Genomic DNA, 15,429 nt, shown 5'->3' on the forward strand with positions numbered 1-15,429 from the left:
GAGATGACATGGTAAGACAATGGTTTAAGTCAGGATCTCCTTGGATCTGGATGACAGGTGGTGCAGTAAGCATCAGTTTAATCTCGGTAATTGGTTTGTTAGCAATGATTGCTTGGAAGGGGCTTAGCTTCTTCTGGCCAACCGAGGTAGTAGAATTCGAATTAGAAGGTTCAGTTGCAAAGCAAACTGTAATTGGTGAAATCTATGACCGTGAGATGGTACCTAAAGCGCGTTTAGAAGCGGCAGGTTACGATTTTTCGGATTATCAAGACGAGTACATTGAGCGCCTATTGGTCAAAACGGGTAACCGTGAATATGTTGAACTAGACTTTCGATGGATTTTGACGACAGATATTCAAAGTCGCACAGTGCCAGAAGACATGGCGGTATTTGAGCGTAGCAAAAACGGTAACTTTTATGGTTATGTTGTACGTGTAATTGAAGATGGTAAAGTCGTCACACAACAACCTGTTGAGCGTCTAGAGTTCCTTGTTGAGCGTGCAGTAGAGCTAAATGAAGAGGCCTTAGATCTACAAAATGGTGACATTGGCCACATTAACTATGAATTAGAAAGGCTTCGCCTTAAGGAACGTGGTTACCAGTTAGATAATGAGCTAACCGATAAAGTAAAGGCTGAACTAGAAGCGCAAAGAGCACAGCTAAGAGAAGAGTATAAAGTATTTGAAAAGCGCTTATTCGAGCTACGCGCTGATGCAAAGCGTGACTATGTTGTTGTTAGAGACATGCGCGGCGAAGAAGTGACATTGCCACTTTACCAAGTATTGGATGTATGGTTTCCGAACAATATGGGCTTCTTCTCTAAAGTTGGTCACTATTTTTCACAAACGGGTAAGTTTATCAGCGACGACCCACGTGAAGCGAATACGGAAGGTGGGGTGTTCCCTGCAATCTTCGGTACTGTATTTATGGTGATGCTGATGGCTGTTATCGTGACGCCATTTGGTGTTATTGCTGCGATTTACTTACATGAATATGCCGCGAAGAATGCAGTCACTAAGATGATCCGCATCGCGGTTATTAACTTAGCGGGTGTCCCTTCAATTGTTTATGGTGTATTTGGCCTTGGCTTCTTCGTTTATATGTTGGGTGGCTCGATTGACCAATTATTCTATCCTGAAGCAGCACCAAGCCCTGTATTTGGTACTCCGGGTGTTATTTGGTCAGCATTAACGTTGGCGATTTTGACTTTACCAGTTGTGATCGTATCTACCGAAGAAGGTTTATCACGTATTCCAAGTTCTGTACGCCACGGCTCTTTAGCTTTAGGGGCAACAAAAGCTGAAACGCTATGGCGTATTATTGTACCAATGGCAAGCCCTGCCATTATGACGGGGTTGATTCTTGCGGTTGCGCGTGCAGCGGGTGAGGTTGCGCCTCTGATGCTGGTGGGCGTGGTTAAGATGGCTCCGACACTACCGTTAGATGGTAACTTTCCATATATTCATTTAGATCGTAAGTTTATGCACCTAGGTTTCCACATCTATGATGTTGGCTTCCAAAGCCCGAATGTAGAAGCAGCACGTCCGTTAGTGTACGCGACTGCTTTCTTACTTGTTACAGTGATCATTGCGCTTAACATTACCGCAATTGGTATTCGTAACCACTTACGTGAAAAATTCAGAGCTCTAGAGCACTAATAGTACAGATTTTAAATAGGTATCCCTTTATGATTACAGTAGCGCCACAAGTAAATAACGCAGATGCTAACAATAAATTAGATCTTGCAAACTTGAGCCCAGAGCAAACAGCTTTAGAGATCAAAGACCTTGACCTTTACTATGGTGACAAGCAGGCTCTGAGTAAAATCAACATGTTAATTCCAAAAGGCGAAGTTACCGCCTTTATCGGTCCATCAGGTTGCGGTAAGTCAACACTGTTGCGTTGTATTAACCGCATGAATGACTTGGTGGACAGTTGTCGAATTGAAGGTGAAATTAACCTTCAAGGACAAAATATCTATGATAAGAGTGTCGATGTTGCAGCTTTACGCCGTAACGTCGGTATGGTGTTCCAAAGACCAAACCCATTTCCAAAGTCTATTTACGAAAATGTCGTATATGGTCTTCGCCTTCAAGGCATCAAAGATAAGCGTAAGCTAGATGAAGTGGTTGAGCGCTCTTTACGCGGTGCGGCACTTTGGGACGAAGTAAAAGACCGCTTACATGACAGTGCATTTGGCTTGTCAGGTGGTCAGCAACAACGTTTAGTGATTGCGCGTTCGATTGCCATTGAACCAGAAGTATTGTTACTTGATGAACCAACGTCAGCGCTAGATCCAATCTCAACATTGGTAATTGAAGAGCTGATAAATGACCTGAAAGACAAGTATACTGTTGTTATTGTTACACATAACATGCAACAGGCTGCGCGTGTATCTGATCAAACTGCGTTCATGTATATGGGTGAACTAATCGAGTATTCAGATACAAATACATTATTCACAACACCAACGAAGAAAAAGACTGAAGACTACATCACAGGTCGTTACGGCTAAGGTCTGACAGTGAAGGCTGCTCGTGCAATGGGCAGCATCGGTTTGGGTTGGTATAAAAGGTAGGTTTTAGATGGAACACAATATTAATAAGCACATTTCTGGTCGCTTCAACGAAGAGCTAGAAAACGTAAGAAACCATGTATTAAGCATGGGCGGGTTGGTTGAACAGCAACTAAACCTTGCACTTGACGCTGTGAGCACGAGTGATGCTGATAAAGCGCGTAAAGTGAGTGAAAATGATTACAAAGTAAATGCAATGGAAGTGAACATTGATGAAGAGTGTACACGCATCATTGCTAAAAGGCAGCCGGCGGCAAGTGACTTAAGGCTGGTTGTTGCAATTGCTAAAACTATCGCTGATTTAGAACGTATTGGCGATGAAGCCGAGCGCATTGCAAAAGTTGCGTTGGACTCTTTCACCAAAGATCAGCAGCACCTTCTTGTGAATGTTGAGAACATGGGAAGATTGGTTTCTAAGATGCTACACGACGTATTGGACTCGTTTGCTAGAATGGATGCTCAACGTGCATTTGAAGTACACAAAGAAGATGCAAAAGTAGACAGAGAATACGAAGCGCTAACACGTCAAATTATGACTTACATGATGGAAGACCCACGTTCTATTCCAAAAATTATGGATCTGGTTTGGTCTGTACGTTCATTGGAAAGAATTGGTGACCGTTGCCAAAATATCGCAGAATACGTTATTTACTTTGTAAACGGTAAAGATATTCGTCATACCTCTCAAGAAGATATCGAAAAATCGCTATAGTTTTATTGGGGATTAATTGTGGCAAGGTGAACGATTAATCCCTAGTTCATGATAAAAATCGTTCACAAATTCGGTTAATGCTGTAAACTTGGCCTCTGCACATGCATATTAATATGATTTAAGGGTCAGTTATGCCTAGTAATGCGTTTTTAGGAGTGTTTGCAAAATCTCCTATAAAGCCGATTGAAGAGCACATTAAGATAGTGCATCAAGCCAGTGAAAGCTTGATCCCGTTCTTTGAACATGTCTTCAAAGGGGAGTGGACTGAAGCGGATGCACTTCGCGTTAATATTCGTAACCTAGAACGTGAAGCGGATGCGTTAAAACGAGAAGTACGTTTACAACTTCCTCGCGGTTTATTCATGCCAGTTGAACGGACTGATTTACTGGAACTTATTACCCATCAAGATAAAATTGCCAATAAAGCCAAAGACATCGCAGGACGAGTCGTTGGTCGAGAAATGGTGATCCCCGAATCTATTCAAAAAGACTTTGTTGCTTATCTATCACGCTGTGTAGATGCAACGAAACAAGCCTCTAAAGCGATTAACGAACTGGATGAGCTACTGGAAACAGGGTTCAGAGGTCGTGAAGTTGCCTTGGTCGAGAAAATGTTAGTTGAGCTTGATGCGATTGAGCAAGATACCGATGACATGCAAATAAAAATTCGCCAAGAACTTCGTCAGGTAGAAGCTGATCTTAACCCTATTGATGTGATGTTCTTATATAAGATCATTGAATGGGTGGGTGAGCTTGCCGATATCGCTGAACGTGTTGGTGCTCGCCTTGAGGTGATGCTAGCACGCTGATTCTTAATCAGCGAAACGAGTTAAATAGTTGTACACTGTGATTACTCTCCAAGCGAGTTAATGCTAGAGAGGACAGTGTTGTGTTTGTTTAATAGTTATTTGTGGGTCGTTTAATCAATTAAAGTAGACAACGTGAACACAAATACAAAAACAGTGCTGAAACAGCACTAAAGGTTTTTCAATGGAATTCATTGCTTCCTATGGCTCGATGCTAGTCATCATCGCAGCTGCAGTTGGTTTCTTTATGGCTTATGGTATTGGTGCGAATGACGTTGCCAATGCAATGGGTACGTCGGTCGGTTCTAAAGCGCTGACAATTAAACAAGCGATTATCATCGCGATGATTTTTGAGTTTGCAGGTGCATATCTTGCTGGTGGCGAAGTTACGTCGACTATACGTAAAGGCATCATCGACGCTACGCCATTTGCAGAAATCCCTGAATTAATGATACTGGGCATGATCTCGGCACTATTTGCCGCTGGTGCGTGGTTACTATTAGCTTCAGTACTAGGCTGGCCTGTATCAACAACACACTCGATTATTGGTGCAATCATTGGTTTTGCGCTCGTTGCGGTGGGTAGCGAAGCGATTCAGTGGGGTAAAGTGGCCGGCATCGTCGGAAGCTGGGTAGTCACACCGGCTATTTCTGGTTTTATCGCTTACTTGATTTTTATGAGCGCACAAAAGCTGATATTTGATACAGATAAACCACTGAGCAATGCGAAGCGCTTTGTACCTTTTTACATGGGCTTAGCTGGCTTTGTAATGTCGCTAGTAACCATCAAAAAAGGTCTAAAGCACATTGGTGTTAATCTAGGTACGTTCGAAGGTTATGCACTGGCTATTGGTATTGCAGTATTAATTGGTCTAATCGGTAAAGTAGTAATTTCTCGCATGAAGATGGACCCGAATGCTGACAAACAAATGCAGTTCAATAACGTTGAGAAAGTGTTTGCAGTACTGATGGTACTGACGGCATGTTGTATGGCGTTCGCACATGGTTCGAATGACGTAGCTAATGCAATCGGCCCACTCGCAGCGGTAGTCAATATTGTTGAAAACAATGGCGAGATGACCAAGAAAGCCGCGCTTGCATGGTGGATTTTACCACTTGGTGGTCTTGGTATTGTCGTCGGTCTAGCGGTGCTTGGTAAGAAAGTAATTAAAACAATCGGTGAAGGCATTACGCACTTAACACCAAGTCGTGGCTTCGCAGCTGAACTAGCAGCGGCTTCTACCGTGGTAATTGCTTCTGGTACTGGTTTGCCAATTTCAACGACACAGACGCTTGTAGGTGCTGTTTTAGGTGTAGGTATGGCACGCGGTATCGCTGCACTTAACATGGGTGTGATAAGAAACATTGTGGTTTCTTGGGTGATCACATTGCCAGTCGGTGCTGCCCTTGCTATTGTTATATTCTATATTCTACGAACCGCGTTCGGCGTTTAATAGAAGACAGACTTTTAGCTTGAAAAGATCTCAGCGCCCTTGGTGCTGGGGTCTTTTTATTTATGGGTATACAAGTGAATAACTTACCAAGTATAAAACAATTACAATATCTCATCGCTGTACATCAACAACAACATTTCGGGCGTGCAGCAGAGGCCTGCTTTGTCGGCCAGTCTACACTCAGTAGCGCGATTCAAAATCTAGAAGAAACACTCGGTTGTCAGTTAATCGAGCGTGAAAACCGCAGCTTAATGTTTACCGATGTTGGTGAAGAAGTTGTTGAGCGAGCAAAGAAAATCATCGACGATTCAATTAGTGTTGTCGAGCTCACAAAAAGTTATAAAAATCCGCTCTCTGGTAAATTGGTGTTGGGCATGATCCCAACGATTGCCAGCTTTATTGCCGCGCCTTTATATCAATTTTGCCAAGAAGCATTTCCAGATTTAAAGCTTGTCCTTGTTGAAGATACCAGCGACCGTTTACTTGATAAGCTTGAGCAAGGTCATATCGATATGGGTATGCTTGCGCTACCATATAGAACGGAGAAGTTTCATACTCAAGTATTGGCAAAAGATCACTTTTCACTGGTGCGTCATCAGGACTATCACATTCCAGAAATCTTGGAAGATTTCAACTTATTGCCTGAAGATAGTGTCTTTTTACTTGAGAGAGAGCATTGTATGACGGGGCACGCATTAAGTGCATGTCACTTGAATCGCAGTGAATGTATCAACCCTTTTGAGGCTGCCAATTTACATACTTTATTGAGTATGGTGGAATATCAAAACGGCGTGACTTTTTTACCGCAAATGGCTCTCAATGCCGGTATTCTGGAAGGTAAGCCAATGGTTACGCTATCACCACAAGCTGAAGCGTATCGAGAGATAGGGCTATTGTGGCGTAAAACCACAGGCCGGATACGAGACTTTAAAATGTTTAGTAATCAGGTGGGTGATTTCATTAAAAAGCAGTGTCAATGACACTGCTTTTTAATATTAGTACAGTTAGTTTGCAGACTAAGCACTGAATGTTTAAGTAGAGCTGAGTCTGCTCTGTGACATAATGTTGGGTAGAAACAACAAATATACCCAAACAACTAAATTAAAATATGGAATAAAGCCCAATAAAGTGAATAACTTAGTTGGATACCCTTTTTGTTTAGCGCAGCGGTAACATTGCAAAGCAATTAAACAATGTACCAGTGATAAAAACAGAATAAACTGAAACATACTTAGCTCCTCGAATTCCATTGCGAGACGTGCTCAAATCCATTAGATGTCGTCTAGTTTTGTGTAAGTAACTTAAACTAGATGACATTTTGTTGCGAGCTTTAATTATAGTTGAGTTTTTATTTTACTGCAGCGACTTTTTTACCCATTTTGGTTAGCACGCTGTTTTTAGTGATAAAATAGTTTCTAGGGCAAGCTTGAGTTGCTCTATTGGTAACGGGCGAGAGATGAAGTAGCCTTGACCATAGTCGACACCAATCTCCTTGAGTGCTTCAAAAATTTCTTTATTTTCAACATATTCTGCAACAGAACTCTTATCTAAAGAGTGGCTAATATCGTTGACTGCTTTTACAAGTGCGAGGTCAATTGGGTCATTCAACATGTCTCTAACGAATGAACCGTCGATTTTAACATGCTGTGCAGGCAGCTGTTTTAGGTAACTAAATGTACTAAATCCAGTGCCAAAATCATCAATAGAAAAATGGCAGCCCAATTGATTAAGCCGTTTTATCATCGCTTGAGTTGCTGCGAGATTATTAATACTCGCTGATTCTGTAATTTCAAAAATAATGCAATGTGCTGGGACTTGAAAGTCTCGTAAACAACTTTGAATATGGGGCATTAACCGCTCATCCAGAAAGGATTGCGCAGACAGGTTCAATGAAACCTGGTGAAGCTCTGGGTGTGTTGCCACTGCTTTAATACTCTCTCTGATAACTGATTGGTCCATCAAGTAAGTATCATTGAGTAACTCTAAAGCTGGTATAAACTGGTTGGGATAGATGAGTTTGTCGTCAATGACCAAGCGCAGTAATGTCTCATAGTAAGCAATCGAGCTATTTTTAAAGTCCCAAATAGGCTGATAATGCAGCTCCAGTTGATTGTTTTTTAACGCTTCTCGAACACTATGACCCCATTCTAAACCAGTCTGTAACGTACTGTTTTTATCGTCTTCTTTGCTATAACAATGTACTAAGTTACGGCCAAGGTTTTTGGCAATATATAGTGCAATATCTGACTGTTTTAAACATTCATTCGGATCGCTGTTGGTTTGTGTAATTTGTGTCAGTCCGATAGAGCAGCTGATAGTATAACTAGCTTCTTCTGAATGAAAACGGTGGTTTTCAATGGAACTACAAATACTTTCAGCCATCATATGTGCTTCAAGTAGTGATTTATTTTTGAGGAGTACCGCAAATTCATCGCCACCGATCCGAAAGATTAGGTGCTCTTGGTTGATATGTTCACCAAACAACTGCGCGACTTCTTGCAGTACAATGTCACCTTGTTGGTGGCCTTTACTGTCATTGATAATCTTAAAGTGATCTAGATCGATGTAGATCAGAGCATGCTCTATATCATTCTGTAATTTTGCCTGTTGGCAAAGCAGGTTAAGCTGTTGGTCAAAGTAATACCTATTGTGTAAACCCGTGAGGGTATCGTGCAGCGCTAAGTGTCTCAGCTGTAACTCCGCCTCTTTACGCTCATGAATATTGTCTATGGTGGCAGTAATTGTCGTTGTACTTGTACTTGTTTTATTTTTGATTAACTGAAAACGGCACTCTACCCAAACCGCAGTCCCTGAGTGATGTCTCATCCGAAGCTCAAATGTTGAAGATTGAGCCCCTGCCAATATCTCTTTAACGATAAGGTGCAATTTAGGTGAGTACTCGGGCAGTACATAATCACACAGCTGGGTCGAGAGTGTTGATTTCAGCTTATGGCCTGTTAGTTGCTCCCATGCCGGGTTAATGAATCGGATTGTGCCTTTCGCATCTAATTCGAGGACCACGGTGTTTAAGTGAAGTAGGATCCGTTGGTGGGCAGAAAATAGTTCCTTATAGCTTTGCTCACTGCGACTAAGTTGTTCGACTTTGTTGGCAAACTCGGCATAGCTCACCATAAAATCTTCACGGCGCGCGGCGTGATCGCACACCTTACTTAAAAGAGATAAGTTATAAGGGGAGCGGACAAAATCAGTAACCCCTAGTAGCAATAACTGCTCAGCATAATCCGCATCTTGATTGTCGATAATTGTTACGATAGCTTGACTAGGCTTGTGTTGTAATATGTTTGCAACCAGCTCTTTGGTGGTTTCTGCGCGAGTAGATGTTGCGTCTAGTAATACAATAGCGTAATCACTCTGTAAAAACTCAGAGAGTGCGGCATTCGCAGAGATCACATGTTTGGTAGTAAAGCTCAGTGCTAAATGATCGACAATCTCCGCTGCTTTTTTTTCGTTGTGCTCTAACAGCAGTAAGTTCAGTCGACTACTTTTTTGCAAGTGAGTTGACAATACATTGGCCAAAACTTGTGGTAGCACATCGTGGCGCTCTAACGGTAATACAGCGTCAATGCTGTAACTGCGGGCTGTGGTTTCAGCAATGCGTTCGCAGTAAGTCGGAGGTATGAGCACGATAGGTGTATTCTTTGGCGTTTTGAGTAACCCTGAACGGATCATACGAGAAAAACGCCAGCCATCGATTTTCCCCACATTCAGACCACTGATCACCAGATCAACGGCCTGTTGCTTCAATAATTGCAGTGCCGCCTGAGTATCACTGAGCTCAATAATTTGGAATACATTTAGCTTTTGTAACGTTCTTATTACGGTCTGGCGCTCAATATGATCCGCATTGACGAGTAATAAAGTAAGCTGTTTTGCCATGGCGTTACTACCTCAAACCCATGTTTCTAGTTCGTATTCTACTACCCATATCAATTTATTAGATTGTTTTATATTGCCTTTTTGGCAATACTGCACTCAATTTGCTATGGCTGGTTTACGCGCGCATGGGCGCGTAATAGCCAGTAGAGTAAAGCTATTTGACACAGCTGACAAGGGCCTAAAAAGTATGAATAGATATCTTATGTTGCTTGATTTCATTTCCGTGCAGCACTAGACTTGCCGCCAACTTGCACGAATATGAGGTCTACATGCGCGTAGCTGACTTTAGTTTTGAACTTCCCGATGAATTGATTGCTCGTCACCCAAAAGCGGAACGTACGAGTAGCCGCTTACTCACTCTCAATGGTGACAGTGGTAAGCTAGAACACAAGATATTCAAAGATATTATTGATCTAATTGAGCCAGAAGATCTGATCATTTTCAATAATACTAAAGTGATCCCGGCTCGCATGTTCGGCCAAAAGGCGACGGGCGGTAAAGTTGAGGTGTTGGTCGAGCGTATTCTAGATGAACATAGAGTACTTGCCCACATTCGCTCAAGTAAGTCACCTAAGCCAGGGGCTGAGTTAATTTTAGAAGGCAAAGCACAGGCGACAATGGTTGCGCGCCACGGTGAACTGTTTGAGCTTGCATTTGAAGGCGAACATTCTGTATTGACTATTCTAGATGAAATTGGTCATATGCCGTTACCACCTTACATAGATCGTCCCGATGAAGAGGGCGACAAAGAAAGGTATCAAACAGTTTACAGTGAAAAGCCGGGTGCCGTAGCTGCGCCCACAGCAGGTTTACACTTTGATGATACCTTAATGGCTCAGCTGAAAGACAAAGGCGTGGATATGGCTTTTGTAACACTACATGTAGGGGCTGGCACATTTCAGCCGGTGCGTGTAGATGATGTTAAAGACCACAATATGCATTCAGAGTACATTGAAGTGCCCGAAGATGTAGTTGATGCGGTTACGCGTTGTAAGCAGCTAGGCGGTCGCGTGATTGCCGTAGGTACAACCTCTGTGCGCTCGTTAGAGTCTGCTGCAAAAGTACATGGCGGCGAATTGAAAACTTTTTATGGCGATACAGACATCTTCATCTTCCCTGGTTATCAGTTCAGTGTTGTTGATGTGATGATCACCAACTTCCATTTACCTGAATCGACACTGATTATGTTGGTCAGTGCCTTCTCTGGGCAAGAGTACATCATGAACGCCTATGAAACGGCGATAGAAGAACGCTATCGCTTTTTCAGTTATGGTGATGCGATGTTCTTGACCAGACAAAATAAAGCATAAAAATACAGCCCGGCGAAATGCCGGGTTTTTTGTTTTTAATATGTGCCTTTTTTAACTGTGACTTTATTTATCGCTTTTTAGCCCCAATATTAGAATTGCTCGGTCTTTATTGGTAGAATCTGACGGTTTATATGACCCCTACATGGGAAAAAGTCATTGGTTAAGAATTGTTGGACTGTTTTTCCGACACGAGGTAGATATGAAATTTGAATTAGATTGTACGCATGGCAAAGCCCGTCGTGGACGTTTGGTTTTTGATCGTGGTGTTGTAGAAACACCTGCGTTTATGCCGGTAGGTACCTACGGCACAGTAAAAGGCATGACGCCAGACGAATTGAAAGAAACGGGTGCGCACATCTGTCTTGGCAACACGTTCCACCTAATGTTACGTCCAGGCACAGAAATTATTAAACAACATGGTGACTTACATGATTTTATGAATTGGGATAAACCAATTCTGACCGATTCAGGTGGTTTCCAAGTATTCAGTTTAGGCGCAATGCGTAAAATTTCTGAAGAGGGCGTACTATTCAAATCACCAGTAAATGGTGAAAAGATCATGCTCTCTCCAGAAAAAGCAATGGAGGTTCAGCGTGATTTAGGCTCAGACATCGTGATGATATTTGACGAATGTACACCTTACCCTGCAACAGAAAAAGAAGCGAAAGACTCTATGGAGCTGTCGTTACGCTGGGCTAAACGCTCTAAAGAAGCACATGGTGATAATCCATCTGCGCTATTCGGCATTATCCAAGGCGGTATGTACCCTGAACTGCGGGCAGAATCGCAAAAAGGCCTTGAAAATATTGGTTTTGACGGTTATGCGTTAGGCGGTTTATCAGTCGGTGAGCCAAAAGAAGAAATGGTTAAAATTCTTGACCATTGTGCTTACAAAATGCCTGAGCAAAAGCCGCGTTACTTAATGGGTGTGGGTAAGCCGGAAGACTTAGTTGAAGCCGTACGTCGAGGCATCGATATGTTCGACTGCGTAATGCCTACGCGAAACGCGCGAAATGGACACTTGTTTGTTACAGATGGTGTGATTAAAATCCGTAACGCAGTTCACAAAACAGATACAAGTCCTTTGGACGCAGAGTGTGATTGTCACACATGTAAGAACTATTCTCGTGCCTATTTACATCACTTAGACAAGTGTAATGAGATTTTAGGAGCAAGATTAAATACCATTCACAATTTACGCTATTACCAGCGTTTGATGGAAGGTATGAGAAACGCCCTGAGCGAAGGGACATTTGAAGAATTTGTCGCTGACTTTTATGAACGTAGAGGCTTAACAGTACCGCCTCTAGCTGACGTAGAAGCAGAGTAAACGTTTTATCAAAATTAAATGAGGAAAAGCAATGAGCTTATTTATTTCTAACGCCCATGCAAGTACAGCGGCTGCGGCCCCAGCTGGTGGTGGTATGGAAATGCTTATTATGTTAGCTATTTTTGGTTTGGTATTTTATTTCTTAATTTACCGTCCACAAGCTAAGCGTGTGAAAGAGCATAAAAACCTTATGGGGGCTTTGGGCAAAGGTGATGAAGTACTTACTTCGGGTGGCCTTGTCGGTAAAGTTTCGAAAGTTGCAGAAGACAAAGATTTCGTGGTAATCGCCCTGAATGACCAAGTTGAAGTAACAGTTCAAAAATCAGCGGTTGCAGCAGTTTTACCTAAGGGTACAATGAAGTCGCTATAACAATAAGAAAGGGATAATCCAGTGCTAAACAAGTATCCAATGTGGAAATATTTACTTGTACTCGCTGTATTGGCCGTTGGCATTCTCTATGCTACCCCTAATATGTATGGTCGTGATCCGGCCATACAAATTTCTGGTACGAAAGGAGCTGACGCTGATTTAAGCGTGCTTGATCAAGCAAATAAAACACTTCAAACAAACAACTTACCAATTAAATCTGCCGTTCTTGAAGAAGGGCAAGTGCTTATTCGCTTTAAAAACGTTGAAGATCAGCTAAAAGCGCAGGATATCCTACGTGACACACTAAGCGAAGATTACATCTCAGCAATTAACATGTCTCCAGCGCAGCCAGATTGGCTGAAAAACATTGGTGCGAACCCAATGAAGCTTGGCTTGGACTTGAGCGGTGGTGTTCACTTTACCATGGAAGTGGATATGGCAACTGCGATGGGCAAAGCGCTTGAGCAGATGGAGCAAGACTTTAAGAGTGACCTACGTGAAGAGAAATTACGTTATGGTTCGATTCGCCAAGTTGCTAATAGTGAACGTATCCAAGTGGTCATGCGTTCAGAAGAAGACAAAAAAGCCGCTGAGCGTTTTTTGAAAAGCCGTTACCCAGGCAATGTATTTGTCAATGACAGCAGCAACGACCTAGCGTTTTTCTCTAGCTTGAGCGATATGAAAAAGCGTGAGTTACGCGATTACGCAATCAAGCAAAATGAAACCATCATTCGTAACCGAATTAATCAGCTAGGGGTTGCTGAACCAAACGTGCAACGTCAAGGCTCTGAGCGAATTATCGTTCAACTTCCTGGTGTACAAGATACAGCGCGTGCAAAAGAAATTTTAGGTGCAACAGCGACTTTAGAATTCCGTGAAGTAGATGAACGTGCGGATACGCGTACAGCTGCGCAAGGTAGAGTGCCAGGTGGTAGCGAAGTACTGTATCACAAAGATGGTTACCCGGTTGTATTGAAAAAGCGCGTGATTTTGGAAGGCTCACACATTACCGGTGCACAATCGGGCATGGATGAGTATCAACGTCCTCAGGTAAGCATTAACCTTGATAGCAAAGGTGGCGCTAAAATGAGTGCCTTTACCAAACGAGCAGTTGGTAAGAGCATGGCAACGGTATTTATTGAATACAAGCCTTCAGGCAAAGTCGATGCTGAAGGAAAAGCGCTTCCGCCTATTAAAGTTGAAGAAGTGATTAATGTCGCGACCATTCAGTCACGTTTAAATAATTCATTCCGTATTACCGGTATAGATAACCCAGCAGAAGCACATAATCTGAGCTTACTTTTACGTGCAGGTGCGCTGGTTGCTCCAATCCAGATCGTGGAAGAGCGAACGGTAGGTCCTAGCCTTGGTCAAGAAAACATTGAAGCGGGTATGACCGCTGTTGTACTTGGTTTCTCTTTTGTTCTTGCATTTATGTTGATGTACTACAAAGGGTTTGGCCTAGTTGCTAATTTAGCGTTGGCTGCAAACCTTGTAATGATCATTGGTGTGATGTCAATGATCAGTGGTGCGACACTGACGCTACCAGGTATTGCGGGTATTGTACTGACTGTTGGTATGGCAGTAGATGCGAACGTACTGATTTTTGAGCGTATTCGAGAAGAGTTGGCGGATGGGCGCAGCCCCCAGCAAGCAGTTCACTTTGGCTATGACAGCGCCTTCAGTACAATCTTTGACGCGAATATCACGACACTAATAGCTGCGGTTATTTTGTTCTCAGTGGGAACAGGCCCAATAGCAGGCTTCGCCGTGACATTAGCAATCGGTATTTTGACATCTATGTTTACAGCGATTATTGGTACTCGTGCCGTGATCAATGCCTTTATTGGCGGTAAACGTATCAACAAGTTATCGATTTAGGAGCGAATATGCAGTTATTAAAATTATCAAGCACCATCCGCTTTATGTCGGCACGCAAGTTGTCGATGGCTTTCTCAGCGTTACTGATTTTGGCTTCGATTGCATCGTTTATGGTCAAAGGCCTGAACTTTGGTTTGGATTTCACAGGCGGTACAGCGGTAGAAGTTGGTTTTTCACAGCCTGCTGATTTACCAAAGATCCGCAAAGTACTTGCTGAGAATGGATTTGCAGATGCCGCAGTAACACTATTTGGTTCAAGCCAAGAGGTATTGGTTCGTATCGCACCCCGTGAAGACGTTAAGGCGGAGACCATTGGCAATCAGCTGATTGATGCGTTAAAACTGGCTGACAGTAGCGTTGAGATGCGTCGTATTGAGTTTGTTGGCCCAAGTGTGGGTGAAGATCTAAAAGAGCAGGGCGGCTTGGCGATGCTGACTGCACTGCTGTGTATTTTGGTCTACGTCGCGTTTCGTTTCGAATGGCGTTTTGCGGTTGGTGCGGTTGCAGCCCTATTTCATGATGTGATTCTAACAATGGGTCTGTTCTCTATACTTGAGCTTGAATTTGACTTAACCATTTTGGCGGCAATTTTGGCGGTAATAGGTTACTCACTCAATGACACCATTGTTGTATCTGACCGTATTCGTGAAAACTTCCGTAAGGTACGTATCGACGATACGATTGAGATCATCGATATTTCACTGACACAAACTATGAACCGTACACTTGTGACATCAATTACGACTATCCTTGTATTGATCGCACTATTTGTATGGGGTGGCCAAACCATTCATGGTTTCGCAACTGCACTATTATTTGGTGTGTTTATTGGTACTTACTCTTCTGTTTATGTGGCAAGTTCTGTAGCGGTGGCTATGGGTGTCAGTAAAGAAGATTTAATCCCAGTGGAAGTGGAAAAAGAAGGTGCAGATTTGGATGCAATGCCTTAACTTTAGGCACCGTCTGAAGTCGTTTAACTATATATTAAATGTAATAAACGCTATCTTCTCGATCAGAATTTAAAAGGCCACAGTTAATGTGCAATGCTGATCTATTAAGAACATGATCAGCTGACCGATCCAAAAGGTCATGAAA

At 42.7% G+C, this 15,429-nt stretch carries 13 protein-coding genes; 11 read left to right on the plus strand and 2 right to left on the minus strand.

Annotated elements, in window-relative coordinates; all coding sequences use genetic code 11:
- The first annotated feature begins 8 nt into the window (after positions 1-8).
- The 6 genes from pstA to N482_RS15310 all read left to right on the plus strand — a co-directional run bounded on the left by pstA (position 9) and on the right by N482_RS15310 (position 6,526).
- Positions 9-1,658, plus strand: coding sequence for a phosphate ABC transporter permease PstA (gene pstA / locus N482_RS15285; RefSeq protein WP_063377850.1), 1,650 nt, complete (start codon positions 9-11; stop codon positions 1,656-1,658).
- A gap of 29 nt (positions 1,659-1,687) precedes the next feature.
- The gene (pstB, locus tag N482_RS15290) at positions 1,688-2,515 is read left to right on the plus strand and encodes a phosphate ABC transporter ATP-binding protein PstB (protein ID WP_063377851.1); all 828 of its coding nucleotides are present in this window, start codon (positions 1,688-1,690) and stop codon (positions 2,513-2,515) included.
- Between the two features lie 70 nt (positions 2,516-2,585).
- A complete protein-coding gene (phoU, locus tag N482_RS15295) occupies positions 2,586-3,287 on the plus strand; it encodes a phosphate signaling complex protein PhoU (RefSeq protein ID WP_063374480.1) in 702 nt (233 codons plus the stop codon).
- A gap of 131 nt (positions 3,288-3,418) precedes the next feature.
- A complete protein-coding gene (locus N482_RS15300; protein WP_063358702.1) occupies positions 3,419-4,096 on the plus strand; it encodes a TIGR00153 family protein in 678 nt (225 codons plus the stop codon).
- A 181-nt stretch (positions 4,097-4,277) separates the two neighbouring features.
- Positions 4,278-5,546 (plus strand): inorganic phosphate transporter, encoded by a 1,269-nt coding sequence (locus N482_RS15305; RefSeq protein WP_063377852.1) that lies wholly within the window; start codon positions 4,278-4,280, stop codon positions 5,544-5,546.
- 74 nt (positions 5,547-5,620) lie between these two features.
- Entirely contained in the window at positions 5,621-6,526 is a 906-nt protein-coding gene (locus tag N482_RS15310; protein WP_063377863.1) for a hydrogen peroxide-inducible genes activator, read from the plus strand.
- Positions 6,527-6,577: 51 nt separating this feature from the next.
- Here N482_RS15310 and N482_RS25690 read toward each other — a convergent pair whose 3' ends face one another.
- Complete coding sequence (locus tag N482_RS25690; protein ID WP_065791601.1) at positions 6,578-6,775, minus strand: hypothetical protein; 198 nt, start codon at positions 6,773-6,775, stop codon at positions 6,578-6,580.
- Positions 6,776-6,929: 154 nt separating this feature from the next.
- Positions 6,930-9,443 carry an EAL domain-containing protein gene (locus N482_RS15315; RefSeq protein WP_063377853.1) on the minus strand — a complete coding sequence of 838 codons (2,514 nt, stop codon included), beginning with the start codon at positions 9,441-9,443 and terminating at the stop codon, positions 6,930-6,932.
- Between the two features lie 269 nt (positions 9,444-9,712).
- On the opposite strand from N482_RS15315, the gene queA reads away from it, so the two are divergent.
- The 5 genes from queA (at position 9,713) to secF (ending at position 15,284) form a co-directional block, all read left to right on the plus strand.
- Entirely contained in the window at positions 9,713-10,753 is a 1,041-nt protein-coding gene (gene queA / locus N482_RS15325) for a tRNA preQ1(34) S-adenosylmethionine ribosyltransferase-isomerase QueA (RefSeq protein WP_063377855.1), read from the plus strand.
- Positions 10,754-10,952: 199 nt separating this feature from the next.
- Complete coding sequence (tgt, locus tag N482_RS15330; RefSeq protein ID WP_063377856.1) at positions 10,953-12,083, plus strand: tRNA guanosine(34) transglycosylase Tgt; 1,131 nt, start codon at positions 10,953-10,955, stop codon at positions 12,081-12,083.
- 31 nt (positions 12,084-12,114) lie between these two features.
- Complete coding sequence (gene yajC / locus N482_RS15335) at positions 12,115-12,453, plus strand: preprotein translocase subunit YajC (RefSeq protein ID WP_063377857.1); 339 nt, start codon at positions 12,115-12,117, stop codon at positions 12,451-12,453.
- Between the two features lie 21 nt (positions 12,454-12,474).
- Complete coding sequence (secD, locus tag N482_RS15340) at positions 12,475-14,334, plus strand: protein translocase subunit SecD (RefSeq protein ID WP_063377858.1); 1,860 nt, start codon at positions 12,475-12,477, stop codon at positions 14,332-14,334.
- An 8-nt stretch (positions 14,335-14,342) separates the two neighbouring features.
- The gene (secF, locus tag N482_RS15345) at positions 14,343-15,284 is read left to right on the plus strand and encodes a protein translocase subunit SecF (protein ID WP_063377859.1); all 942 of its coding nucleotides are present in this window, start codon (positions 14,343-14,345) and stop codon (positions 15,282-15,284) included.
- Positions 15,285-15,429 lie beyond the last annotated feature (145 nt).

Source organism: Pseudoalteromonas luteoviolacea NCIMB 1942 (genome assembly GCF_001625595.1).
Lineage (GTDB): Bacteria > Pseudomonadota > Gammaproteobacteria > Enterobacterales > Alteromonadaceae > Pseudoalteromonas > Pseudoalteromonas luteoviolacea_A.

Coding starts and splice junctions, on each gene's coding strand:
- pstB (WP_063377851.1), top strand. CDS start 1,688: ATGATTACAGTAGCGCCACAAGTAAATAACGCAGATGCTAACAATAAA.
- N482_RS25690 (WP_065791601.1), bottom strand. CDS start 6,775: ATGTTTCAGTTTATTCTGTTTTTATCACTGGTACATTGTTTAATTGCT.
- yajC (WP_063377857.1), top strand. CDS start 12,115: ATGAGCTTATTTATTTCTAACGCCCATGCAAGTACAGCGGCTGCGGCC.
- pstA (WP_063377850.1), top strand. CDS start 9: ATGGTAAGACAATGGTTTAAGTCAGGATCTCCTTGGATCTGGATGACA.
- phoU (WP_063374480.1), top strand. CDS start 2,586: ATGGAACACAATATTAATAAGCACATTTCTGGTCGCTTCAACGAAGAG.
- tgt (WP_063377856.1), top strand. CDS start 10,953: ATGAAATTTGAATTAGATTGTACGCATGGCAAAGCCCGTCGTGGACGT.
- N482_RS15300 (WP_063358702.1), top strand. CDS start 3,419: ATGCCTAGTAATGCGTTTTTAGGAGTGTTTGCAAAATCTCCTATAAAG.
- secF (WP_063377859.1), top strand. CDS start 14,343: ATGCAGTTATTAAAATTATCAAGCACCATCCGCTTTATGTCGGCACGC.
- N482_RS15305 (WP_063377852.1), top strand. CDS start 4,278: ATGGAATTCATTGCTTCCTATGGCTCGATGCTAGTCATCATCGCAGCT.
- N482_RS15315 (WP_063377853.1), bottom strand. CDS start 9,443: ATGGCAAAACAGCTTACTTTATTACTCGTCAATGCGGATCATATTGAG.
- queA (WP_063377855.1), top strand. CDS start 9,713: ATGCGCGTAGCTGACTTTAGTTTTGAACTTCCCGATGAATTGATTGCT.